The sequence below is a fragment of the Enterobacter cloacae genome (assembly GCF_013375935.1).
GTDB lineage: Bacteria > Pseudomonadota > Gammaproteobacteria > Enterobacterales > Enterobacteriaceae > Enterobacter > Enterobacter pasteurii.
The window spans coordinates 196,507-221,318 of record NZ_CP056117.1; the positions used below are offsets into that span (position 1 = coordinate 196,507).

The 24,812-nt window shown below is 55.5% G+C and carries 22 protein-coding genes; 10 read left to right on the forward strand and 12 right to left on the reverse strand.

The window, feature by feature from the left end; all coding sequences use genetic code 11:
• Positions 1 to 10: 10 nt before the first annotated feature.
• Together aceE and pdhR are read right to left on the reverse strand one after the other, a co-directional pair.
• Entirely contained in the window at positions 11 to 2,674 is a 2,664-nt protein-coding gene (aceE, locus tag HWQ14_RS00900) for a pyruvate dehydrogenase (acetyl-transferring), homodimeric type (RefSeq protein WP_148420095.1), read from the reverse strand.
• Between the two features lie 121 nt (positions 2,675 to 2,795).
• Positions 2,796 to 3,560, reverse strand: a complete 765-nt coding sequence (gene pdhR / locus HWQ14_RS00905; protein ID WP_006173806.1) for a pyruvate dehydrogenase complex transcriptional repressor PdhR — start codon at positions 3,558 to 3,560, stop codon at positions 2,796 to 2,798.
• A 536-nt stretch (positions 3,561 to 4,096) separates the two neighbouring features.
• On the opposite strand from pdhR, the gene aroP reads away from it, so the two are divergent.
• From aroP to HWQ14_RS00920, 3 genes are all read left to right on the forward strand, one after another.
• Positions 4,097 to 5,467 carry an aromatic amino acid transporter AroP gene (gene aroP / locus HWQ14_RS00910; protein ID WP_148420094.1) on the forward strand — a complete coding sequence of 457 codons (1,371 nt, stop codon included), beginning with the start codon at positions 4,097 to 4,099 and terminating at the stop codon, positions 5,465 to 5,467.
• Between the two features lie 162 nt (positions 5,468 to 5,629).
• Complete coding sequence (locus HWQ14_RS00915) at positions 5,630 to 7,027, forward strand: glycoside-pentoside-hexuronide (GPH):cation symporter (protein ID WP_148420093.1); 1,398 nt, start codon at positions 5,630 to 5,632, stop codon at positions 7,025 to 7,027.
• Positions 7,028 to 7,037: 10 nt separating this feature from the next.
• Positions 7,038 to 7,988 carry a glycoside hydrolase family 43 protein gene (locus tag HWQ14_RS00920; protein WP_176608701.1) on the forward strand — a complete coding sequence of 317 codons (951 nt, stop codon included), beginning with the start codon at positions 7,038 to 7,040 and terminating at the stop codon, positions 7,986 to 7,988.
• Between the two features lie 18 nt (positions 7,989 to 8,006).
• On the opposite strand, the gene ampE is transcribed toward HWQ14_RS00920, so the two are convergent.
• Both ampE and ampD read right to left on the reverse strand, forming a co-directional pair.
• A complete protein-coding gene (gene ampE / locus HWQ14_RS00925; RefSeq protein ID WP_148420091.1) occupies positions 8,007 to 8,861 on the reverse strand; it encodes a beta-lactamase regulator AmpE in 855 nt (284 codons plus the stop codon).
• Positions 8,858 to 9,421 carry a 1,6-anhydro-N-acetylmuramyl-L-alanine amidase AmpD gene (ampD, locus tag HWQ14_RS00930; RefSeq protein ID WP_148420090.1) on the reverse strand — a complete coding sequence of 188 codons (564 nt, stop codon included), beginning with the start codon at positions 9,419 to 9,421 and terminating at the stop codon, positions 8,858 to 8,860. The genes ampE and ampD overlap by 4 nt, the downstream gene beginning before the upstream one ends.
• An 87-nt stretch (positions 9,422 to 9,508) precedes the next feature.
• Here ampD and nadC point away from each other — a divergent pair, with 87 nt between their 5' ends.
• The 4 genes from nadC to hofC all read left to right on the forward strand — a co-directional run bounded on the left by nadC (position 9,509) and on the right by hofC (position 13,580).
• Positions 9,509 to 10,402, forward strand: a complete 894-nt coding sequence (gene nadC / locus HWQ14_RS00935) for a carboxylating nicotinate-nucleotide diphosphorylase (protein WP_148420089.1) — start codon at positions 9,509 to 9,511, stop codon at positions 10,400 to 10,402.
• Positions 10,403 to 10,576: 174 nt separating this feature from the next.
• Positions 10,577 to 11,014, forward strand: a complete 438-nt coding sequence (gene ppdD / locus HWQ14_RS00940; protein ID WP_176608702.1) for a prepilin peptidase-dependent pilin — start codon at positions 10,577 to 10,579, stop codon at positions 11,012 to 11,014.
• A 12-nt stretch (positions 11,015 to 11,026) separates the two neighbouring features.
• On the forward strand, positions 11,027 to 12,406 hold the full coding sequence (gspE, locus tag HWQ14_RS00945) for a type II secretion system protein GspE (RefSeq protein WP_176611135.1): 1,380 nt from the start codon (positions 11,027 to 11,029) through the stop codon (positions 12,404 to 12,406).
• Positions 12,396 to 13,580 carry a protein transport protein HofC gene (gene hofC, locus HWQ14_RS00950; protein ID WP_176608703.1) on the forward strand — a complete coding sequence of 395 codons (1,185 nt, stop codon included), beginning with the start codon at positions 12,396 to 12,398 and terminating at the stop codon, positions 13,578 to 13,580. The genes gspE and hofC overlap by 11 nt, the downstream gene beginning before the upstream one ends.
• A gap of 33 nt (positions 13,581 to 13,613) precedes the next feature.
• On the opposite strand, the gene HWQ14_RS00955 is transcribed toward hofC, so the two are convergent.
• On the reverse strand, positions 13,614 to 14,657 hold the full coding sequence (locus tag HWQ14_RS00955; RefSeq protein ID WP_148420086.1) for a GMP reductase: 1,044 nt from the start codon (positions 14,655 to 14,657) through the stop codon (positions 13,614 to 13,616).
• Positions 14,658 to 14,885: 228 nt separating this feature from the next.
• Between HWQ14_RS00955 and coaE the strand changes: the two genes are divergently transcribed.
• Genes coaE through yacG form a run of 3 tightly spaced genes read left to right on the forward strand, consistent with a single transcriptional unit; the run spans position 14,886 to position 16,453 of the window.
• Complete coding sequence (coaE, locus tag HWQ14_RS00960) at positions 14,886 to 15,506, forward strand: dephospho-CoA kinase (RefSeq protein ID WP_176608704.1); 621 nt, start codon at positions 14,886 to 14,888, stop codon at positions 15,504 to 15,506.
• Complete coding sequence (gene zapD, locus HWQ14_RS00965; protein ID WP_148420084.1) at positions 15,506 to 16,249, forward strand: cell division protein ZapD; 744 nt, start codon at positions 15,506 to 15,508, stop codon at positions 16,247 to 16,249. Before coaE ends, zapD begins: the two co-directional genes overlap by 1 nt.
• 9 nt (positions 16,250 to 16,258) lie before the next feature.
• A complete protein-coding gene (yacG, locus tag HWQ14_RS00970) occupies positions 16,259 to 16,453 on the forward strand; it encodes a DNA gyrase inhibitor YacG (RefSeq protein ID WP_059370139.1) in 195 nt (64 codons plus the stop codon).
• Positions 16,454 to 16,487: 34 nt separating this feature from the next.
• Here yacG and mutT read toward each other — a convergent pair whose 3' ends face one another.
• The 7 genes from mutT to ftsQ form a co-directional block, all read right to left on the reverse strand.
• Positions 16,488 to 16,880, reverse strand: a complete 393-nt coding sequence (mutT, locus tag HWQ14_RS00975) for an 8-oxo-dGTP diphosphatase MutT (RefSeq protein ID WP_176608705.1) — start codon at positions 16,878 to 16,880, stop codon at positions 16,488 to 16,490.
• Between the two features lie 57 nt (positions 16,881 to 16,937).
• Entirely contained in the window at positions 16,938 to 19,643 is a 2,706-nt protein-coding gene (gene secA, locus HWQ14_RS00980) for a preprotein translocase subunit SecA (RefSeq protein WP_148420083.1), read from the reverse strand.
• Between the two features lie 58 nt (positions 19,644 to 19,701).
• Positions 19,702 to 20,205, reverse strand: coding sequence for a secA translation cis-regulator SecM (secM, locus tag HWQ14_RS00985; RefSeq protein ID WP_148420082.1), 504 nt, complete (start codon positions 20,203 to 20,205; stop codon positions 19,702 to 19,704).
• Positions 20,206 to 20,484: 279 nt separating this feature from the next.
• A complete protein-coding gene (gene lpxC, locus HWQ14_RS00990) occupies positions 20,485 to 21,402 on the reverse strand; it encodes a UDP-3-O-acyl-N-acetylglucosamine deacetylase (protein WP_006810110.1) in 918 nt (305 codons plus the stop codon).
• Between the two features lie 101 nt (positions 21,403 to 21,503).
• Complete coding sequence (gene ftsZ, locus HWQ14_RS00995; RefSeq protein WP_003856338.1) at positions 21,504 to 22,655, reverse strand: cell division protein FtsZ; 1,152 nt, start codon at positions 22,653 to 22,655, stop codon at positions 21,504 to 21,506.
• Between the two features lie 60 nt (positions 22,656 to 22,715).
• Positions 22,716 to 23,972 (reverse strand): cell division protein FtsA, encoded by a 1,257-nt coding sequence (gene ftsA, locus HWQ14_RS01000; protein ID WP_003856340.1) that lies wholly within the window; start codon positions 23,970 to 23,972, stop codon positions 22,716 to 22,718.
• Positions 23,969 to 24,811, reverse strand: a complete 843-nt coding sequence (ftsQ, locus tag HWQ14_RS01005; protein WP_148420081.1) for a cell division protein FtsQ — start codon at positions 24,809 to 24,811, stop codon at positions 23,969 to 23,971. The genes ftsA and ftsQ overlap by 4 nt, the downstream gene beginning before the upstream one ends.
• Position 24,812: the final 1 nt, after the last annotated feature.

Sequence of the window (24,812 nt, forward strand, 5' to 3'; positions counted from 1 at the left end):
CTTTTACCTCTTACGCCAGACGCGGGTTAACTTTATCTGCATCGATGTTGAATTTGGTAATTGCTTCCGCAACCACTTTCTTATCGATTTCGCCACGTTTAGCCAGTTCGCCCAGTGCTGCTACAACCACGTAAGAAGCATCAACTTCGAAGTGGTGACGCAGGTTTTCGCGGCTGTCAGAACGACCGAAGCCGTCAGTACCCAGTACGCGATAATCATCAGCTGGAACGTAAGTACGAACCTGCTCAGCGAACAGTTTCATATAGTCAGTAGACGCCACCGCTGGCGCGTCGTTCATCACCTGAGCGATGTACGGAACGCGTGGGGTTTCCATTGGGTGCAGCATGTTCCAGCGCTCACAGTCCTGGCCATCACGCGCCAGTTCAGTGAAGGAGGTCACGCTGTACACGTCGGAACCCACACCGTAGTCTTTCGCCAGGATCTGCGCTGCTTCACGGACGTGACGCAGGATAGAGCCGGAGCCCAGCAGCTGAACTTTACCTTTGCTACCTTCGATGGTTTCGAGTTTGTAGATACCTTTACGGATACCTTCCTCGGCACCTGCTGGCATTGCCGGCATGTGGTAGTTTTCGTTCAGGGTGGTGATGTAGTAGTAAATGTTCTCTTGCGCTTCGCCGTACATGCGCTGCAGACCGTCATGCATGATGACTGCCACTTCGTACGCGTAAGACGGGTCGTAAGAGATACAGTTAGGGATAGTCAGAGACTGAATGTGGCTGTGGCCATCTTCGTGCTGCAGACCTTCACCGTTCAGGGTCGTACGACCGGAAGTACCACCAATCAGGAAGCCGCGAGCCTGCTGGTCGCCTGCCTGCCAGCACAGGTCACCGATACGCTGGAACCCGAACATGGAGTAGTAAATGTAGAACGGGATCATCGGCAGGTTGTTGGTGCTGTAAGAGGTCGCAGCAGCCAGCCAGGATGCGCCTGCGCCCAGCTCGTTGATACCTTCCTGCAGGATCTGACCTTTCTCGTCTTCTTTGTAGTATGCAACCTGCTCACGGTCCTGCGGGGTGTACTGCTGGCCGTTCGGGCTGTAGATACCGATCTGACGGAACAGACCTTCCATACCGAAAGTACGCGCTTCGTCGGCGATGATTGGAACCAGGCGATCTTTGATCGACTTGTTCTTCAGCATCACGTTCAGGGCACGAACGAAGGCGATGGTGGTGGAGATCTCTTTGTTCTGCTCTTCCAGCAGCTGAGAGAAATCTTCCAGCGCCGGCAGTTCCAGCTTCTCGGTGAAGTTAGGCTGACGAGCTGGCAGGTAGCCTTTCAGCGCCTGACGACGTTCGTGCAGGTACTTGTGCTCTTCAGAACCTTCCGGGAAGGTGATGTAAGACAGGTTTTCAACCTGCTCGTCGGTCACTGGAACGTTGAAACGGTCGCGGATATAGCGCACGCCGTCCATGTTCATTTTCTTAACCTGGTGAGCGATGTTTTTACCTTCTGCGGTATCACCCATGCCGTAACCTTTGATGGTGTGGGCCAGGATTACAGTCGCTTTACCTTTGGTTTCCTGCGCTTTTTTCAGTGCAGCGTAAACTTTCTTCGGATCGTGACCGCCGCGGTTCAGGGCCCAGATCTGCTCGTCAGTCCAGTCTGCAACCAGGGCTGCGGTTTCAGGATATTTGCCGAAGAAGTGCTCACGTACGTAGGCACCGTCTTTGGATTTGAAGGTCTGGTAGTCGCCGTCAACGGTTTCGTTCATCAGCTGAATCAGCTTACCGCTGGTGTCTTTGCGCAGCAGTTCATCCCAACGACCGCCCCACATGACTTTAATCACGTTCCAGCCAGCACCCGCGAAGATGCCTTCCAGCTCGTTGATGATCTTGCCGTTGCCGGTTACCGGACCATCCAGACGCTGCAGGTTACAGTTGATGATGAAGCACAGGTTGTCCAGCTTCTCACGGGTCGCGATAGTGATCGCGCCTTTAGATTCTGGCTCATCCATTTCACCGTCGCCCAGGAAGGCGTAAACGGTCTGCTCGGAGGTATCTTTCAGACCACGGTGTTCCAGATACTTCAGGAATTTAGCCTGGTAGATCGCACCAATTGGACCCAGACCCATAGATACGGTCGGGAACTGCCAGAATTCAGGCATCAGTTTAGGGTGCGGGTAAGAAGACAGGCCTTTACCGTGAACTTCCTGACGGAAGTTGTTCATCTGCTCTTCAGTCAGACGACCTTCCAGGAAGGCGCGTGCATAGATGCCCGGAGAGATGTGGCCCTGGAAGTACACCAGATCGCCGCCGTCTTTCTCGTTGGCTGCACGGAAGAAGTGGTTGAAGCACACTTCGTAAACGGTCGCAGAGGACTGGAAGGACGCCATGTGGCCACCCAGCTCCAGATCTTTCTTGGATGCGCGCAGAACGGTCATGATGGCGTTCCAGCGGATAGCAGAACGAATACGGCGTTCCAGATCCAGATTGCCCGGGTATTCCGGTTCGTCTTCGACGGCAATCGTGTTTACGTAGTTGCTAGCCCCTGCACCTGAAGCCACTTTCACGCCGCCTTTGCGCGCTTCTGAAAGCAGCTGATCAATCAGATACTGAGCGCGCTCAACACCTTCTTCACGGATGACCGATTCGATCGCCTGTAGCCAGTCGCGAGTTTCGATCGGATCCACGTCATTTTGGAGACGTTCTGACATGGGGGTATTCCTTATCTATCTAATACGTTGATTTGTCTGGAACCTGTCCCATTGTATTTTCGCCAGAAAACACAATAAGACAGGTTCTGCGTTTAGTTGCCGCGCTCTAAAAAACTGGCGCTTAATCCTTTCGTTGCTGTATGCGGCGTAATGAACGTTCGCGACGCGATTGTTCACGGCTGCGGTCCAGCAAGATTTCCTCAATGAAAGCCAGATGGCGGTGCGACGCTTCGCGCGCCTGCTCCGGTTCCCCGGCCATTATCGCCTCGAATACTCGGGTGCGATGGTTGCTTACCAGCGGGAGCATCTCCCGACGGGCATACAACAATTCAAAATTCTGACGAACGTTCTGGGCCAGCATCGGCTCCATGCAGCGTAGCAGATGGAGGAGCACCACGTTGTGTGCAGCTTCGGTGACGGCAATTTGATACTGGACGACGGCGCTGGATTCGGCGTCTAAGTCGCCGGACTGCTGTGCCCGTTCAATGGCCTGATGCAGCTCGCGAATACGCACGCGATCTTCATCAGTGCTGCGAAGGGCGGCGTAATAGGCCGCGATACCTTCCAGCGCGTGACGGGTCTCAAGCAGATCAAACTGGGATTCTGGGTGGTCAGAGAGAAGTTCTACCAGCGGATCGCTGAAGCTCTGCCACAGGCTGTTTTGCACAAAGGTTCCGCCACCCTGGCGACGGAGCAACAGGCCCTTTGCTTCGAGACGTTGAATCGCCTCACGCAAAGAGGGACGTGAAACGTCGAACTGTTTTGCCAGCTCGCGCTCAGGCGGGAGCTTCTCGCCCGGGCGCAGTGTCCCTTCGAGAATTAAAAACTCCAGCTGCTGCTCAATCACATCGGAAAGTTTTGGTTGGCGAATTTTGCTGTAGGCCATATTCCCTGTCTTACGCCTTTTTGCCCGGAGTCAATTGGTCTTACCAATTTCATGTTCGTATCGCTAAAGTAACAAAGTATTCACCTTCTGTCCATATTGGTTTTGATTGAAATCAGTAAACCCGGCACATTTTAACAACCTTACAGAACTAACGTTTCAGGAATGTAACTTTGCACAAATGAGTTGGTTACTACCAAAGAGGCAGTTTTAACCATAATGAAACGAGGGTTTTTGCAATCTGAAGCGATTCAACAAGGCAAAAAATGAAAATTCGCCCACTTCTTGCGCATTTCTATTCTATAGGTTGGGTATGAGGGGTTAACGTACCGATTTACAATTGGTTTCTTTTTATTCAAGTGGTCATCATCCCTTCATAAAGCAGGTGCATTCGCTGGCGCTTACCACTATTCTTGCGCTAACGGAAGCCATCTCCGTTTTTTTTGGTATCGTTAACCGTAAAGAAATAAATACAGAATATGGACTTTCATAATTACACACGCACAGCGTGAACATAACAACCACACACGAGGTTTCAAATGGAAGCTCAACAGCACGGCGATCAGCTAAAGCGCGGCCTTAAAAACCGCCATATTCAGCTCATCGCACTGGGCGGTGCTATTGGTACTGGCCTGTTTCTGGGCAGTGCGTCCGTTATCCAGTCTGCCGGTCCGGGCATTATTCTGGGTTACGCGATTGCGGGTTTCATTGCTTTTCTGATTATGCGCCAGCTGGGCGAAATGGTTGTCGAGGAGCCGGTCGCAGGCTCTTTCAGCCACTTTGCCTACAAATACTGGGGCAGCTTTGCAGGCTTCGCCTCCGGCTGGAACTACTGGGTTCTGTACGTTCTGGTTGCCATGGCCGAGCTGACCGCCGTCGGTAAATACATTCAGTTCTGGTACCCGGAGATCCCCACCTGGGCATCTGCGGCGGTCTTCTTCGTCCTGATCAACGCCATTAACCTGACCAACGTAAAAGTGTTCGGGGAGATGGAGTTCTGGTTCGCCATTATCAAAGTTATTGCCGTTGTGGCGATGATCGTCTTTGGCGGCTGGCTGCTGTTCAGCGGCAACGGCGGCCCGCAGGCCACGGTGCGCAACCTCTGGGAACAGGGCGGCTTCCTGCCGCACGGCATGACCGGGCTGGTGATGATGATGGCGATCATTATGTTCTCCTTCGGCGGTCTGGAGCTGGTGGGCATCACCGCCGCTGAAGCCGACAACCCGGAGCACAGCATCCCGAAAGCCACCAACCAGGTTATCTACCGCATTCTTATCTTCTATGTGGGCTCGCTGGCGGTACTGCTCTCTCTGCTGCCGTGGACGCGCGTCACGGCGGATACCAGCCCGTTTGTGCTGATCTTCCACGAGCTGGGCGACACCTTCGTGGCGAACGCGCTCAACGTCGTGGTGCTGACCGCCGCGCTCTCCGTGTATAACAGCTGCGTTTACTGCAACAGCCGTATGCTGTTCGGCCTGGCGCAGCAGGGCAACGCGCCAAAAGCGCTGCTCACCGTTGATAAACGTGGCGTACCGGTTAACACCATCATCGTTTCGGCGGTAGTGACGGCGCTGTGCGTGCTGATTAACTACCTGGCGCCGGAATCGGCCTTCGGCCTGCTGATGGCGCTGGTGGTTTCTGCCCTGGTGATCAACTGGGCAATGATCAGCCTCGCGCACATTAAATTCCGCCGCGCCAAGCAGCAGCAGGGCGTGACCACTCGCTTCCCTGCCCTGCTCTATCCGCTGGGTAACTGGGTGTGCCTGCTGTTCATGGCGGCCGTGCTGGTCATCATGCTCATCACCCCCGGCATGGCGATTTCCGTCTACCTGATCCCGGTCTGGATTGCGATCCTGGGCGTGGGCTATATGGTAAGGCAGAAAAATGCCAAAACGGTGAAAGCACACTAATCCCCCTCGCTGTGTCCGCGCTCGCGGGCACAGCATCCTGTTACCTTCCTCACAAATTCACGCCAACAGCAAATTTATCCATATCACCGACCTTATACTGCTACGCATATATTTGTTTGCCAGCAAATAATTCTCTCCATACCGAAACCCGGAGAGCTGTCGATGGATAACAACAAACTTTCAGTAAAAGAAAAGATCGGCTATGGCATGGGTGACGCCGGATGCAACATTATTTTTGGCGCCATCATGTTGTTTGTTAATTATTTTTATACGGATATTTTTGGTCTGGCTCCTGCGCTGGTCGGGGTTTTACTGCTGTCTGTCCGCGTCATTGATGCGGTAACAGACCCGATTATGGGTGCCATTGCCGACCGTACCCGCAGCAAATATGGCCGGTTTCGTCCATGGCTGCTGTGGATTGCCTTCCCCTACGCGCTGTTCAGCATTCTGATGTTCACCACCCCGGAGTGGAGCTATAACAGCAAAGTTATCTATGCGTTCGTCACCTATTTCCTGCTCTCGCTGACCTACACGGCAATCAACATTCCTTACTGCTCGCTCGGTGGCGTGATCACCAACGACCCGAAAGAGCGCGTCGCCTGCCAGTCCTACCGCTTTGTGATGGTGGGTATCGCCACGCTATTGCTGTCGCTGACGCTGCTGCCAATGGCGGACTGGTTCGGCGGGGATAACAAAGCCAAAGGCTACCAGATGGCAATGACCGTCCTGGCGCTGGTTGGTACCTGTATGTTCCTGTTCTGCTTCGCCACCGTGCGCGAGCGCGTACGCCCGGCGGTGCAAAGCCATGATGAGCTGAAAAACGACCTGAAGGACGTGTGGAAGAACGACCAGTGGGTGCGTATTCTGCTCCTCACGCTCTGCAACGTCTGCCCGGGCTTTATCCGCATGGCGGCAACCATGTATTACGTCACCTGGGTCATGGGGCAAAGCACCCACTTCGCCACGCTGTTTATCAGCCTGGGCGTCGTCGGCATGATGTTCGGCAGTATGCTGGCGAAAGTGCTGACCGACCGCTGGTGCAAGCTGAAGGTCTTCTTCTGGACCAACATCGCGCTGGCTATTTTCTCCTGCGCCTTTTACTTCTTCGATCCGAAAGCGACGACCACCATTGTGGTGCTCTACTTCCTGCTGAACATTCTGCACCAGATCCCCTCCCCGCTGCACTGGTCCCTGATGGCCGACGTGGACGACTACGGCGAGTGGAAAACCGGGAAACGTATCACCGGGATCAGCTTCTCCGGCAACATTTTCTTCCTCAAGCTGGGGCTGGCGATAGCCGGGGCGATGGTTGGCTTCCTGCTCTCCTGGTACGGCTATGACGCAGGCGCAAAAGCGCAAAGCGCGGACGCCATTAACGGGATCGTCCTGCTCTTCACCGTTATTCCCGGCATTGGATATCTCATTACCGCAGGCGTGGTACGTCTGCTGAAAGTTGACCGGGAGACGATGAAGCGGATCCAGGAAGACCTGGAGAAACGTCGCAATAACTACCGCGAGCTGAACGAGTATCAGGAACTCAGCGCCGCTGAGACAAAATAAGGAAAGTCGAATGCAAACCTGGCCAAACCCGTTTATTGAACAACGCGCCGATCCTTACATCCTGCACCACGAAGGGCAGTACTATTTCATCGCCTCCGTGCCCCAGTACGATCGGCTGGCGCTCCGCCGCGCGGACTCGCTGGAAGGTTTACCCGGTGCCGAAGAGGTGGTGGTCTGGCGCAAGCCCGACACCGGCCCGATGAGCCAGCTGATCTGGGCGCCGGAACTGCATCATATCGACGGCAGGTGGTACATCTATTATGCCGCGACGCATACCCAGGCGCTCGACGAACTCGGGATGTTCCAGCACCGTATGTTTGCGCTCGAATGCGCAGACCCCGATCCGCTCACCGGTACCTGGGTAGAAAAAGGGCAAATTAAAACGCCGTTTGACACCTTCGCGCTGGACGCCACCACCTTTGTGCATCAGGGAAAACGCTGGTACCTGTGGGCGCAAAAAGCGCCGGATATTGCCGGTAACTCCAACCTTTATCTGTGTGAAATGGAAAATCCGTGGACGCTAAAAGGCGAGCCGGTAATGCTCAGTAAGCCGGAATACGACTGGGAATGCCGCGGGTTTTGGGTCAATGAAGGACCGGCGGTGCTGTTCCATGGCGATAAGCTGTTTATTAGCTACTCCGCCAGCGCCACCGATGAGAACTACTGCATGGGGCTACTGTGGATAGACCTGCATGCCGATCCGCAAAACCCGGCGAACTGGCATAAATCCTCGCGCCCGGTATTCGTGACCAGCTACGAAAACCGTCAGCACGGGCCAGGCCATAACAGCTTTACGCAGACGCCAGAGGGCGACGATGTGCTGGTCTACCACGCGCGAAACTACACTGAAATTGAGGGCGATCCGCTTTACGATCCGAATCGCCACACGCGTCTGAAACGCGTCCGCTGGGACGAAAACGGGATGCCTGATTTCGGCATCCCGCCTGCGGATACGCTGTAACGGCTTCGGCGCGCCGGGTCAGACCAGCGTGCCGTAAATTGTCAGCAGCGCCACAATCACCACCACCGCAAACGAGGTTTTCTTTGCCATCGAGACGGCGGCTTTTGGCGTTGCTACTTTATCCGTGTGCGGCTCGCGCGCCAGCGAGAACTGCGCCAGACGGGTTAACACCTGATACTGCGCGGTGTGGCGGTCCGCAAGGGAAGCAAACCACGCGGGCAGGGCTTTTTCACCATGCCCGATGAGAGCATAGACAACCCCCACCAGACGCACCGGAAGCCAGTCAAGCACGTGCAGAATGGCGTCAATACCGGACTGTAAACGCTCATGCGGCGTAAGGTAGCGGGCAAGCCAGGTCTGCCAGGCGCGCAGGAACGCATAGCCCATCAGCAGTACCGGCCCCCACGGACCGCCCACCACAAACCAGAACAGCGGTGCCAGGTAGTAACGGAAGTTGATCCACAGCAGCGCGTTTTGCAGCTCGCGCAGAAATTCACGTTCATCGCAGTCCGGCGGTACGCCGTGGATCATCGTCAGCTCGCTCGCCATCGCACCGCGCGCGTGGGCATCATCACGGGAGGCGGCCTTCAGGTAGGCGTGATAGTGCAAACGCACCTTGCCCGCGCCAATGCACAGCACGCCCAGCAGGATCCACACCACCAGCAGCGGCACGTTGAAAAAAAGGCCGTACAGCGAGCGCAGCAGCAGGAACGTAATCACCATCACACCTGCCGTCATCAGCAGCGTGCGCAGCATGGAAAAATGCCTGATGCGGCGGAATAATACCTCCAGCCGATGATCCAGATGCCAGTGCTCGCCGAGCTTAAACAGGCGCTCAGCGATCATAACCAGCAGCATGGTAAACAACGTCATGTTATCTCCTTATCTGACGACGTGGTAAGCATGGCGCGAAACCGGGACCAGTCAAACGCCGGGCCGGGGTCGGTTTTTCTTTCGGGGGCGATGTCGCAGTGCCCCGTAATATTCTTTGCTATTGCGGGATAGAGCCCGACAAGCGTTTGCGTCACAGCAGCCAGTTTCTGATACTGCGCGTCGGTGTAAGGGGTGGTGTCCGTCCCTTCCAGCTCAATCCCAATGGAGAAATCATTGCAGCGCTCGCGCCCCCGGTACATGGATACGCCGGCATGCCAGGCACGCTTGTCAAAAGGAACATACTGAACCACTTCACCATCACGACGGATCAGACAGTGTGCCGAGACGCGCAGATGCGCAATTTCAGCGAAAAAGGGATGGGCATTGGGATCTATCGTTCCAGTGAATAACGCATCGATCCACGGTCCGCCAAACTCCCCCGGCGGGAGGCTAATATTGTGAACCACCAGCAGTGTGGGCTTTTCATCCTCCGGGCGGCAATCGTGGTGCGGCGACGGTACATGCCGCGCGTCCACCAGCCATCCGTTCTCTAACAACATGCTGGAACTCCTTATCTGTGGTGCTGTTACTCGGTTCAGAGTAGCATGTTTCAATATTATGATTCGTTACCAATTTGGAGTTTTATCATGCCGCCTCGCCGCTACAACCCCGACCACCGACGTGACGCGCTTCTGGAACGTATTAATAGTGATATTCCGGCAAGCGTTGCCCATGCCCTGAAGGAAGATCTGGGCGGCGACGTCAGCGCCGACAACGATATTACCGCACAATTATTGCCAGAAGAGACACGCTCGCACGCGGTCATTATCACCCGCGAAGCGGGGGTTTTCTGCGGCAAACGCTGGGTTGAGGAGGTCTTTACCCAGCTGGCGGGCGACGATGTGCAGGTAACGTGGCATGTAGCTGATGGCGATGCGGTAAACGCCGGTCAGCCACTTTTCGAGCTGGACGGCCCATCCCGGGTTTTGCTGACCGGTGAACGCACCGCGCTCAATTTCGTGCAAACGCTCTCCGGCGTCGCCAGTGAGGTACGCCGCTACGTTGATCTGCTGGCAGGTACCCGCACCCAGCTGCTGGATACCCGCAAAACCCTGCCGGGCCTGCGTACCGCCCTGAAATACGCCGTGCTCTGCGGCGGCGGCGCAAACCATCGTCTGGGGCTGTCCGATGCTTTCCTGATTAAAGAGAACCATATTATTGCTTCCGGCTCCGTGCGTAAGGCCGTGGAGAAAGCCTTCTGGCTGCACCCGGACGTGCCGGTCGAAGTGGAAGTGGAAAATCTGGAGGAGCTGGACGAGGCCATCAAAGCCGGGGCAGACATTATCATGCTCGATAACTTTGACACGGAGCAGATGCGTGAGGCGGTTAAACGCACCAACGGCCAGGCGCAGCTTGAGGTGTCCGGCAACGTGACGTTTGACACCATCCGCGAGTTTGCTGAAACCGGCGTTGATTACATCTCCGTTGGCGCGCTGACCAAGCACGTACGCGCCCTCGACCTCTCTATGCGCTTCAAATAACGAGTCCTCCCCTCTCCGCCCGGAGAGGGGAAATACGAGACAGCTCGCATTTACGCTGCTCTTCTCTGCAACGCTCACTAAAACCCCTGAAAGCCCCTTCACGTTCACGCTTTTGCTCCTCGTTTCTGCGCGCTGGCACTGCCACAGTAGCGCCACTTAACGTAAGGAGCAGACATGAACAAACAACAAGGATTTACGCTGATTGAGCTAATGGTCGTCATTGGCATTATTGCCATCCTGAGCGCAATTGGCGTCCCGGCCTATCAGAACTACCTGCGTAAAGCGGCGCTCACCGATATGCTGCAAACGTTCATCCCCTACCGCACCGCCATTGAGCTTTGCGCTCTGGATCATGGCGGTGTGGAGCGCTGCGACGCGGGCACCAGCGGCATTCCCTCACCGACAACCACACGCTACGTTTCGGCAATGAGCGTGGCGAAAGGCGTGGTGTCGTTAACAGGACAGGAGAGCCTGAACGGGCTTGAGGTTCTGATGACGCCGATCTGGAGCGACGGCAACGGCATGACGGGCTGGACGCGTGACTGCAAAATGGCATCCGACGCAGCGCTCAGGCAAGCCTGCGAAGACGTTTTCCGCTTCGACAATAACTGACAGGAGTGGATGATGAACACCGAACAGCTTATGACTCTCTGCCAGCGCCATCACGCCCTGCTGCTGGCAAGCGACGCGGACATGATAAGCATTGCCGTGGTGGGAAACCCGGCCTCTGAACTGATGGAGGCTTTGCGCTTCGCCACTCAAAAGCGTATTGATATAGAGTGCTGGACGGCCGAGCGCATGGAAAAACGGCGCCAGTCCGTCACATCATTGCATCTGCCGGGCATAGCGCCAGGCTCGGCCGCTGACGTTCTCAATACGATCCTGCAGCAGGCGGTAAGCCAGCGGGCATCCGACATCCATATTGAACCAGCGGAAAATGGCTACCAGATACGCCTGCGGATTGACGGCGTTCTTTACCCGCAATCGCCGATCGCGGCTGCTCTCGGGACGACGCTGGCCGCGCGCCTGAAGGTGCTGGGCCAGTTGGACATTGCCGAGCGCCGCTTGCCGCAGGACGGCCAGTTTACGGTGGAGCTGGAAAGCAGCCCCGTCTCGTTTCGTATCGCAACGCTTCCCTGTAGCGGCGGAGAAAAAATCGTGCTGCGCCTGCTTCACCAGGTACAGCAAGCGCTGGAGCTCGATCGGCTGGGCATGAGCGCAGACCAGCAGACGCGCTTTGCCGGAGTGCTAAACGGCCCGCAGGGACTGATTCTGGTCACCGGCCCGACCGGTAGCGGAAAAACGGTGACGCTGTACAGCGCGCTGCAGGCGCGAAATACCCCAGACGTTAATATTTGCAGCGTGGAGGATCCTGTAGAAATCCCCCTTGCAGGCCTAAACCAGACGCAGATTAACCCGCGCGCCGGGCTTACCTTTCAGAGCGTGCTGCGCGCCCTGCTTCGCCAGGATCCCAATATCATCATGGTGGGGGAAATTCGTGACGGCGAAACGGCAGAAATTGCCATTAAGGCCGCGCAAACCGGGCATCTGGTGCTCTCCACGCTTCACACTAACTCGACTACCGAAGCGCTGGTACGGCTGGAACAGATGGGCGTCGCGCGCTGGATGATCTCTTCTGCGCTCTCAATGGTGGTTTCCCAGCGGCTGGTGCGTCGGCTGTGCCCGCACTGTCGACAGGAGGCAAGCCGCCACGCCGACCTCCCTCGCAGCCTGTGGCCCCGGCCGCTTCCGCGCTGGCAACCTACCGGCTGCGATCGCTGTTATCACGGATTTTATGGCCGCGTAGCCCTCTTTGAAGTGCTCGTCATCGATGACGCGCTCCGGCAGGCTATTGCCAGTGGAGCGAGTACAGAGGTAATTGGCTCCAGCGCACGTCAGGCGGGAATGACGTCATTGTTCGAGCACGGCTGTATGGCCGTTGAACAAGGGCTGACCACGTTCGAAGAATTGCTGCGCGTGCTGGGCATGCCCGATGGCTGCTAACGCCCTCTGGCGCTGGCGAGCGCTGACCATGGAGGGTGACGTACAGACCGGCACCCTTTGGGCTATCGACCATGATGCAGCTTACGCCGCATTAGTGCGTAAACAGCTTCATCCGCTGGCGCTCAGGCGCTGCCAGCAGCGCCATCGATGGCATGTACATCACTGCTACGATATTTTTCGCCAGCTCGCCACGCTGTTGCAGGCCGGGCTCACGCTATCCCAAAGCCTGCAAATGCTGGCGGAACAGCATCCTTTACGGCAGTGGCAGGCGCTGCTGTATAGCCTTGCTGAGGATCTGAGCGAAGGCTGCGCCTTATCGGAGGCAATGAAGAGGTGGCCAGAGGTGTTTAGCCCTCTTTATATCTCCATGGTGAAAACGGGTGAACTGACGGGACAGCTCGAAGCGTGCTGTCGCCAGCTCGCGCAGCAGCAGAAATCCCAGCAGCTGCTGAGTGCAAAAGTGAAGAAAGCGCTGCGCTACCCGGCGATCGTCCTGACGCTGGCCGTTGTCGTGGTGCTGGCCATGGTTACGCTGGTTTTGCCCGAGTTTGCCGCGATATACAAAACGTTTAACGCCCCGCTTCCGCTGCTCACGCAGGCGGTCATGGGGCTGGCTACCTTCATTCAGGCGCATCTCCTCGCCCTTTTCGCCCTGCTCGCGACGCTGGTTATCGTCGCCTGTAAACTGCGGCGGCATCCCCGCTGGCAGCATATGCTGTTACGCATACCGGTGATGGGCGCGCTGTCGCGCGGGCAAAAGCTGGGACAAATATTTACCGTGCTGTCTTTAACCCAGCAGGCCGGGATCGCATTTTTAGACGGGATGGAGAGCGTGCAGGAAACCGTTGAGAATGGCTTCTGGCAGGAGAAAATCCGCGCGGTACGCAGCGATATTGAACGGGGTATGCCCGTGTGGTCATCCTTTCAGAAAGCCTCTGTTTTTACGCCCCTGCGCATTCAGCTGATACGCACCGGAGAAGTATCGGGTTCCCTGGACGTGATGCTGCTGAATCTCGCACGTCACCATACGGAACGGACATTTGAGCAGGCGGACAGTCTGGCGGCAATGCTTGAGCCTTTGCTGCTGATCGTGACGGGTGTGATTATCGGTACGCTGGTGGTGGCAATGTATCTGCCGGTTTTCCATCTGGGGGATGCGATGAGCGCGGGTTAACGCTGGCGCACGGATGCGCGCCAGCTGTAGCCGTCAGAGGCTATTGAATACGCGGTTTTCCTGCTCCTGAACGCGGATAAACGTCGTGCGTTTAGTCAACTCTTTCAGGCGGGAAGCACCAACGTAGGTGCAGGCAGAGCGCAAACCGCCGAGGATATCGCGCGCCGTGTTTTCAACAGGGCCACGCAGCGGCAGCTTAACGGTTTTACCTTCCGCGGCACGGTATTTTGCTACACCGCCCACGTGACGGGTCATCGCAGATTCAGAGCTCATTCCGTAGAACAGCATGAATTTCTCGCCGTTCTCTTCCACCACGGTACCGCCGCTCTCTTCGTGACCAGCCAGCATACCGCCGAGCATGACGAAGTCTGCGCCACCGCCAAAGGCTTTCGCTACATCGCCCGGCATGGTGCAGCCACCGTCGCTGATGATCTGGCCGCCCAGGCCGTGCGCCGCGTCAGCGCATTCGATTACCGCCGACAGCTGCGGATAACCCACGCCGGTTTTCACACGCGTGGTGCATACGGAACCCGGGCCAATACCCACCTTAACGATGTCAGCCCCAGAAAGGATCAGCTCTTCACACATCTCTCCGGTCACCACGTTGCCGGCGATGATGGTTTTCGTTGGCCAGGCTTCACGCGCCTTGCTGACGAACTGCACGAAATGTTCGGAATAGCCGTTCGCCACGTCAATACAGACAAAATTCAGCGCCGGATTCGCGTTCAGGATCTGCCTGGTTTTCTCGAAATCTGCATCAGACGTACCGGTAGACACCATCACATGCTTCACCACGTCAGCAGAGGCGGAGGCAACAAACGCATTCCACTCTTCAGCGCTATAGTGTTTGTGTACCGCAGTCAGGATGTCGAACTGCGCCAGTGCGGTAGCCATTTCGAAGGTTCCGACTGTGTCCATGTTGGCGGCAATAATCGGCACGCCAGACCACGTCTGACCGGAATGCTTAAAGGTGAATTGACGTTCGAGTTCAACGTCTGAGCGGCTTTTCAGCGTAGAGCGTTTAGGGCGGATAAGAACGTCTTTGAAACCTAACTTGAGATCTTCTTCGATACGCATGTGCGGATTCCTGGGGTTAGAGGCAAAAATAGTGAAAGCACAACTCCAGTGACGCTATCATACGCACTAATACCTGCTCCGCAAGACTGCGAAAATCACTTTTTTTACGCTACAATCCTATAAATTTACCTGATAAAAAGCGGGTAAAGAGAGCTAAACATTCGCTGTTGAAAGTTTGAACTTTAAGCAACTGATTTTATAAATGAATAATTCCCAGGATCTTATGTAATGGGGTATATCGTCGCATTAACCGGCAGCATCGGTAGTGGTAAAAGTACCGTTGCGGACGCGTTTTCTCGTCTCGGCATTACGATTATCGACGCAGATATCATTGCCCGTCAGGTGGTAGAACCAAATACACCCGCCTTACATGCCATCGAAGCACATTTTGGCAGCAGCGTTATACAGGCTGACGGTACGCTAAACCGACGACAGCTCCGTGAATGCATATTTTCCGATCCTGCGGAAAAGGCCTGGCTTAATGCCCTGCTCCACCCCATTATCCACCAAGAAACCCAGCGTCAAATGGCCGCAGCCAGCTCGCCCTATGTGCTGTGGGTTGTTCCGTTGCTGGTTGAAAACCAGCTTCAGAAAAAAGCGGACAGAAAGCTGGTGATTGACGTTTCCCGCGAAACGCAGATCCAGAGAACCATGGCCCGTGACCATGTTTCTCGTGAGCATGCTGAACAAATTCTTGCCGCTCAGGCCACGCGCGAAGCGCGCCTTGCCGTTGCGGATGATGTTATTGATAATAACGGCGCACCAGATGCCATTGCATCGGATGTTGCTCGTCTGCACGCGCAGTATCTGACCTTCGCCGCGCAGGCCGTTGCACAGGAAAAACCATAATGTCGACTCATATCCTTTTTGAGCACCCGCTTAACGAAAAAATGCGTACCTGGCTGCGCATAGAATTTCTTATCCAGCAGCTTTCACAACACCTGCCCGTCAACGATCACGCCACCGCGCTGCATTTTTTCCGCAACGTGGGCGATCTGCTGGATGTAATTGAACGCGGCGATGTCCGCACTGAGCTGCTGAAAGAGCTGGAACGCCAGCAGCGTAAACTACAGGCCTGGGCCGAAGTGCCCGGCGTGGACCAAAGTCGAATTGACGCGTTACGCCAGCAGCTGAAAAACAGCAGCACGACGCTGATGGCCGCGCCGCGCGTCGGGCAGTTTCTGCGAGAAGATCGTTTGATCGCGCTGGTGCGCCAGCGTCTGAGCATACCGGGCGGATGCTGTAGCTTCGATCTGCCAACGCTGCATATGTGGTTACACATGCCGCAGGAGCAGCGCGATCGCCAGGTGAACGGCTGGCTGGCAAGCCTGGAGCCGATGAATCAGGCGCTATCGCTGATCCTCGATCTTGTCCGTAATTCTGCCCCGTTCCGCAAGCAAACCAGCCTCAACGGCTTTTATCAGGACAACGGCGACGATGCCGATCTTCTGCGTCTGAACCTGTCTCTTGGCGAGCAGCTTTATCCGCAGATTTCGGGGCATAAAAGCCGTTTCGCGATCCGCTTTATGCCGCTGGACAGCGAACATGGCACCGTGCCGGAACGCCTCGATTTTGAACTGGCCTGTTGTTAAGGAGTGCCGATGTCTGACGTAACTACCGTAAACTGCCCAACCTGTGGGAAAACCATTGTCTGGGGCGAAGTGAGCCCATTTCGCCCATTCTGCTGCAAGCGCTGTCAGCTTATTGACCTGGGCGAATGGGCAGCGGAAGAGAAGCGCATTCCCAGCGAAGGCGACCTCTCGGATAGCGATGACTGGAGCGAGAACCAGCAGTAGCGTTCAAAGCCTGCTGGCGCTTCGCTTAGCAGGCCTACGGGTTGCCCGTTAGCCGGGATATGACGGGCGCATTTGCCGGAGGAAATTTTTCGGCATCACTCGCGTGAAGCGTAACCCAGCCACCCGGCTGCCCCTCTTTCCCCCAGGGCTCTCCCTCCCAGCTTTGCACAAGCCAGAACCAGAGCGTGATGTGACGATCCGGAAACTGGTATTCCAGCTTATCAAACAGCGTTGCGCCAATCGGAGTAATGCCGACCTCTTCCTGAAGCTCACGCACCAGCGCCTGCTCCGGCGTTTCGCCCGATTCGATTTTCCCGCCCGGGAACTCCCATTTGTTGGCCATGTGCGCATCGGCTGCACGTTGGGTAATGAAGATCTGATTTTGCGGGTTGCGAATAATCCCGACGGCAATTTGCAGTGTTTTCATATTGGCACTTCCATAAAAAAGGCGCAGATATCTGCGCCTTTTCAGTTTGTTATGTTCTTAGCTCAGGCGGCCGTGGCACGCCTTGTATTTTTTGCCGGAACCGCAAGGGCACGGATCGTTACGACCCACCTTACGATCGCCCGTCTGCGCTGCGATTGCCGCTGCGGCCTCGCTTTCGTCGGTCTGGTGGCTCAGCTGCTGCATCTGCGCCAGACGCTCAGCCTCTTCACGACGCTGCTGCTCCATCGCCTCCACTTCTTCCGGCATGCGCACCTGAACTTTGCTCAGGGTACTGATGACTTCGTACTTCAGCGACTCCAGCATTGCAGCAAACATGGAGAAGGATTCACGCTTGTACTCCTGCTTCGGATCTTTCTGCGCATAGCCGCGCAGGTGAATACCCTGACGCAGGTAGTCCATCGCCGCGAGGTGCTCTTTCCACAGGGAGTCCAGCGTCTGCAACATAACGCCTTTCTCGAAGTGACGCATCATCTCGGCGCCAACCACCTCTTCCTTACGCTTGTAGACTTCCAGCGCGGTTTCGTAAATACGTTCGCGCAGGGTCTCTTCATGCAGCTCTGGCTCTTTGTCCAGCCACTCTTTGATTGGCAGCTCGAGATCGAAGTCATTTTTCAGACGTTCCTGCAGGCCTTCAATATCCCACATCTCTTCCAGAGACTGAGGCGGAATATGCGCGTCGATAGTGGCTTTGAACACGTCTTCACGAATGCTGTTGATGGTTTCGCTCACGTCGGACACGTCCAGCAGTTCGTTACGCTGGGTATAAATCGCACGACGCTGGTCGTTGGCAACGTCATCATATTCCAGCAGCTGCTTACGGATGTCGAAGTTGCGGCTTTCAACCTTACGCTGGGCGTTAGCAATCGCTTTAGTGACCCACGGGTGCTCAATCGCTTCGCCTGGCTTCATGCCCAGTTTACGCATCATGCCGGAAACGCGGTCGGAGGCGAAAATACGCATCAGCGCATCTTCCATAGACAGATAGAAGCGGGAAGAACCGGCATCGCCCTGACGACCCGCACGACCACGCAGCTGGTTATCGATACGACGAGATTCATGACGCTCGGTACCGATGATGTGCAGACCACCGGACGCCAGCACCGCGTCGTGACGCACCTGCCAGTCGGCCTTGATCTGGGCAATCTGTTCAGGCGTTGGGTTTTCCAGCTCTGCCACTTCGGCCTGCCAGCTGCCGCCCAGCATAATATCGGTACCACGACCCGCCATGTTGGTGGCGATGGTCACGGCAGCCGGATAGCCCGCCTGCGCAACGATGTCCGCTTCTTTGGCGTGGAACTTGGCGTTCAGAACGTTGTGTTTGATGCCTGCTTTGGTCAGCTCGTTGGACACCACCTCAGATTTCTCAATGGAGATGGTCCCCACCAGCACCGGCTGGCCTTTAGCGGTACGATCGCGAATATCTTCGATGATGGCCTGAATTTTTTCCGCTTCGGTCATGTACACCAGGTCCGGCATATCCTTACGGATCATCGGACGGTTGGTTGGCACAACCACGGTATCCAGCTTATAGATGGAGCTGAATTCAAACGCTTCGGTATCAGCGGTACCGGTCATCCCTGCCAGCTTCTCGTAAAGACGGAAGTAGTTCTGGAAGGTGATGGATGCCAGCGTCTGGTTTTCGTTTTGAATATCCACGCCTTCTTTCGCTTCAACGGCCTGGTGCAGACCATCAGACCAGCGACGCCCCTGCATGGTACGGCCGGTGTGTTCATCGACGATGATGACTTCACCGTCTTTGACGATGTAGTCGACGTCGCGGGTGAACAGCGCATGCGCGCGCAGCGCGGCGGTGACGTGGTGCATCAGCATGATGTTGCTCGGGGAGTACAGGGACTCGCCCTCTTCCATGATGCCTTCTGCTACCAGCAGCTCTTCAATTTTCACCAGACCGCGTTCGGTCAGGTTCACCTGACGCGCTTTTTCATCGACGGAGAAGTGACCTTCACCCTGGAAGGTATCGGAGTCTTCTTTCTCCTGACGCAGCAGGTGAGGAATGATTTTATCGACCTTACGGTACATCTCAGAGCTGTCTTCGGCCGGGCCGGAAATGATCAGCGGGGTACGCGCTTCATCGATCAGAATGGAGTCAACCTCATCCACCAGCGCATAGTGCAGCTTGCGCTGCACGCGCTCTTCCGGGCTGAACGCCATGTTGTCGCGCAGGTAGTCAAAGCCGTATTCGTTGTTGGTACCGTAGGTGATGTCGGCGTTATAGGCTTCACGCTTGGCTGGTGCCGGCAGGCCGGACATGTTAATGCCAACGGTCATGCCGAGGAACTCGAACAGAGGACGGTTGTTTTCGGCGTCACGCTGCGCCAGATAGTCGTTGACGGTAACAACGTGAACGCCTTTACCGGTCAGGGCATTCAGGTAAGCCGGCAGCGTTGCGGTCAGGGTTTTACCTTCACCGGTACGCATTTCCGCGATGCAGCGCTCGTTAAGCACCATACCACCGAGCAGCTGTACGTCGAAGTGACGCATGCCGAACACACGTTTACTCGCTTCACGCACAACGGCAAAGGCTTCAGGGATCAGGCTCTCTAAGGTTTCGCCTTTTTCCAGACGCGCGCGGAACTCCGCAGTTTTCGCTTTCAGCTCGTCATCAGAGAGCTTCTCCATCGCCGGTTCCATACCGTTGATGACGTTTACCGCTTTGCGCATGCGGCGCAGGGTACGATCGTTACGACTACCAAAAACTTTGGTTAATAATTTGATTAGCATAATAAATTCTCAAACGCCCCAGATGGGCAGATAAATTAAGGTATTGAAAAAGGTTAATTTAGCTGAGGCGTTGAGGCCCGGCACGGATGCCGTGAACCTGGCTAATCCATGTCGAAATGGAGAATGATGCGGGGGAAACAAAACAGGTTTGTGCCGTCTGACTCACGGTGACGGGCGGCTGGTTGTCCTGCGTCAGGAGCGCATTAAGCGTATCGAGCAGAGCAAGGTGCTGAGCCTGGACCGGCAGCGTTTCTTCAGCAACAGGCATCGTCTGGGGCGCCATCGCGAACGAAAGATGGCGGATAACCGTGCGGATGGCGTGCTGCTGCCAGTAATCAACAGAGAAATTGGGACGGCGACTGGCTTCGAGCCACGCGAGGTTAGTAAAGTTAACCCGCGTGGTGAGATCGTGTTTGGTCGTGGTGGAACGCGCCGGCGAAGCCGCTTCTGCGCTGTTGCTGAGCACAGGCAAGCCGAGACTCGCCGCGACCATCCCTAATAAGAGATGCGGCCAGAAGTAACGTCTGCCAAATTGTCGCCAGCGCGTCAGTATTCCGCTCACTTGCTCCACCACATTCGCCCGCCAATGCAGGCTGAGTTCAGTTATTCTTTTTTAGCGCCCAGATATTACCACTAAAGCCAATACACAGCAGCAGGAATGACGCCCCGCAGCAGGTAAAAACGGTCAATAATGCAGCGAACACACCGTTATTCGGCACCCGACGCAGGCCAGGCAGAGAGGGACAAATCAAAGAAGTGCAGAAATAAAAACGACTGGCTTCCCTGGTCGGAGAGAGTACCAGGTGAACCAGTCGCTTTTCTTACGAAACGGTTTGAACCGTTACGCCAGGACCATAGTCGGTGCTTTGAACGCCAGCGGCAGTTCGGCTTCGTCTTCGAAGGTCACATATTCCCAGGCTTCCTGTTTTGCCAGGACTGCCTGCAACAGTTTGTTGTTCAGCGCATGACCGGATTTAAACGCGGTAAATGCACCAATAATATTGTGACCACACATGAAGAGGTCGCCGATCGCGTCCAGCATTTTGTGACGAACAAACTCATCTTCAAAACGCAGGCCGTCTTCGTTCAGTACGCGATAATCGTCAACAACGATGGCACAATCGAAGCTGCCGCCCAGGCACAGGCCGCGGGACTGCAAATATTCGATATCGCGCATGAAGCCGAAAGTACGTGCTCGGCTGATCTGACGCATAAACGCATCCGCAGAGAAGTTCATCGCATAGCGCTGGGTGCTGGAATCAATCGCCGGATGGTTAAAGTCGATGGTAAAGTCCAACGAAAAACCATTGTACGGTTTGAATTCAGCCCACTTGTCGCCATCTTCGACGCGAACGGTCTCTTTAATGCGAACAAATTTCTTCGCGCAGTTCAGTTCTTCGATGCCGGCATCCAGCAACAGATAAACGAACGGAGCAGCACTTCCGTCCATGATCGGGATTTCTGGCGCATCGACTTCAACAATGATGTTGTCGATACCCAGTCCCGCCAGGGCGGCATTCAGGTGCTCTACGGTAGAAATCCGCACGTCATGCTCGTTCACCAGACAAGTACAGAGCATAGTATCACGCACAGATTTGGCATCGGCCGGAAAATCTACCGGTGGATTCAAGTCGGTGCGACGATAGATGACCCCGGTATTGGCCGGCGCAGGGCGTAACGTCAGTGTGACTTTCTTGCCGGTATGTAAACCGACACCAGTCGCCTGAACGATACGTTTAAGTGTCCTTTGTTTGATCATCGTATAATCTCGCCAAATTAACTATCCAACCGAGAGTGTATATCACTAACGGTGGGCCAGTTTAGCACAAAGAGCGCAAATCCCCAAATTCCAGCCAATTCTTAGTCAGCTTGCTTACGCAGGAACGCCGGGATGTCCAGATAATCTGGCTCTTTTGCCGTTTGTGGAGTCGGGTCGTTTACCACTTTCGCAGCAGGTTTTTGCTCCTGAGTCAGAGGCGCCATACCGTGCTGCTGGTAACGATCCATCACCGGCTGCTGAGTCTGTTTGTTGGTCACCAGAGTGATCTCAGGACGCTTGTCCATACCGATACCGGTCGCAACAACGGTCACACGCAGTTCGTCGTTCATTTCCGGGTCAAGGGAAGTACCGATTACCACGGTCGCGTTGTCAGAGGCGAATGCACGGATGGTGTTACCCACGGTTTCGAACTCATCCAGACGCAGGTCAAAGCCAGCGGTAATGTTGACCAGCACGCCGCGCGCACCAGACAGATCGATATCTTCCAGCAGCGGAGAAGAGATCGCCATTTCAGCGGCTTCTTCCGCACGGTCTTCACCGCTCGCCACGCCAGAGCCCATCATCGCGTAGCCCATTTCGGACATCACGGTGCGAACGTCTGCAAAGTCAACGTTCATCAGGCCAGGACGGGTAATCAGTTCGGCGATACCCTGAACCGCGCCTTTCAGCACGTCGTTTGCTGCGCCAAAAGCATCCAGCAGAGAGATACCGCGACCCAGCACTTTCAGCAGCTTGTCGTTCGGGATGGTAATCAGAGAGTCCACGTGCTTTGACAGCTCGGTGATACCCTGCTCCGCGAAAGCCATACGCTTCTTGCCTTCAAAGTTGAAAGGCTTGGTCACGACGGCAACGGTCAGAATACCTAAATCTTTAGCGACTTCCGCCACAACAGGTGCTGCACCGGTACCCGTACCGCCGCCCATACCTGCTGCGATGAAGACCATGTCTGCACCGTCCAGTGCAGCGCGCAGGGCTTCACGATCTTCTTCAGCCGCATTGCGGCCCACTTCAGGGTTAGCCCCAGCGCCCAGACCTTTGGTGATGCCACCGCCAATCTGGATCGTCTGGCCAACAGCCGTTTTACGCAGTGCCTGCGCATCGGTGTTCACCGCGAAGAATTCAACACCTTCAATGCGCTCGCGCACCATATGCTCTACGGCGTTACCGCCGCCGCCACCGACGCCGATGACTTTAATCACCGCGTCGTTGGTTAATTCCATTGGTTCAAACATAGTTTCTCTCCGTTGTGCCTGTCGCCCGAGACCGCTAATTCTCTCCGGTCTCTTAAAAAATTAAAATTCTTTTCGCAACCAGGTGTTAAGTCGTTTGACCCACGACCCCACCGAGACGCGTTTTTCCACCTCTGCTTCACCACTTAAATGGGATTCTTTCCCGTAGTGCAGCAGGCCCACCGCCGTTGAATAGTACGGCTCCTGAGCATAATCCGTTAAACCGGTGATATTCAGCGGCGCACCAATACGCACCTGCGTATGGAACACGCGCTGAGCGCAGGCTGCAAGACCTTCAATTTGCGCTGCCCCGCCGGTTAATACAATCCCCGCCGCGAGATGATGTTTCACACCCTGCTGGCGAAGCTGTTCCTGTAGCTGCAAAATCTCTTCGTTGACCAAGTTGAGCAGCTCGGTATAGCGCGGCTCGATCACCTCTGCCAGCGTCTGGCGTTGCAGGCTGCGAGGCGGTCGTCCACCAACGCTCGGCACTTCAACGCTCTCATCTTTACCGACGATAGAGCCCAGCGCACAACCATGGCGCACTTTGATCGCCTCTGCATCGCTCGGTGGCGTACCAAAGGCGTAAGCGATATCGCTGGTCACGACGTTCCCGGCGTACGGGATCACTTTGGTGTGGCGCAACGCACCGCCGGTATAGACAGCCATGTCCATTGTACCACCACCAATATCGACCACACAGACGCCCAGTTCACGTTCGTCTTCGGTCAGCACGGAATAGCTCGCGGCCAGACCGGCGAAAATAAGTTGGTCAACTTTCAGACCACAACGTTCAACGGCTTTTACAATGTTCTTCGCCATATCGTTGTGACATGTGATCAGGTGCACTTTTGCCTGCATGCGTACGCCGGACAGGCCGACCGGATTCTTGATCCCTTCCTGATAGTCGATCGCATATTCCTGCGGGATCACATGCAGTACGCGGTGCTCGTCGCGCACGCGCACGGATTTCGCCGTGTGAACCACGTTCTCAACATCTTCCTGCGTCACTTCTTCTTCAGAAATCGGCACCATACCGATCTCGTTCTGGCAGCTAATGTGCTTACCAGAGAGGGCCAGATAGACAGAGGAAATCTGGCAATCTGCCATCAATTCAGCCTGGTCGATGGCGCGCTGAACGCATTTCACCACCGACTCAAGGTCGTTTACCCCACCTTTATCCATACCACGGGACGGGCAACTGCCCACGCCAATGATATTGACCATACCGTCGGGCAGAACTTCCCCTACTAAAGCGGCAACCTTCGCGGTGCCAATCTCCAGTCCTACTACCAATTTTCTGTCCGTCGACTTGATCATTGTTGTTCTGCCTGTACCTGTGCCTGATTCTGTTGCTGATTAGGTTCCTCGACCGGAGCCGGCTCCCAACCGACTGCTGCGCCTGAGTCATAGCGCAAATCAACGTAGCTTATCCGTTTGCCATCCGTCTGCGCCTGCTGCTGTAAAACCGGGTAAAGTTCTACAAAACGCGCCAGACGTTTCATTGTGTCGCCGCGGCCAAGGTTGAGCTTAATGCCATTCGTTAAGGTCAACTGCCAGGAACGGCGCGCCGTCATTGCGGCATCTTTTAACGTAAAGCGGTCCTTAGCCAGCACCTTTCCCATCTCACGAAAACCCTGCAATACTTCGTTTTCGCTGCCTTCCGGGCCATACAGCATCGGTAAATTCTGCTTATTGACGCGATCGCTCGGGACGCTGAACGAATTTCCGTCTACGTCAACCATGTGCTGATCATTCCAACGCGCAATGGGCACATATTCAACCAGATGAATCTTCAATTCATCAGGCCATTGCTTTCTTACACTCGCCTGTTTTATCCACGGCAGACGTTCAATCTGGCTCTGGATAATATTGACGTCCTGCGTCATAAAGGTGCCGGGCGATCCCAGCGCCAGTATTGACTGGCGAATATCATCGTTGCGCGTGTAATGACGCTCCCCGGTCACGACCAGCTTCGACAGCGGCAACCGCTGCGCATCTTCCATCCAGCCCAGCACCATCCAGCCGCTGATAAACACGGTGCACAGCACCCCGAGCAGGAAGATTATCCCTGCAAGACGCGTTCCATTACTCCGGCGCGAAGAAGAATATTCTTCTTCGTCATCGCGGTTGCGCGTGTTCAATGCAGCCTGAGACATA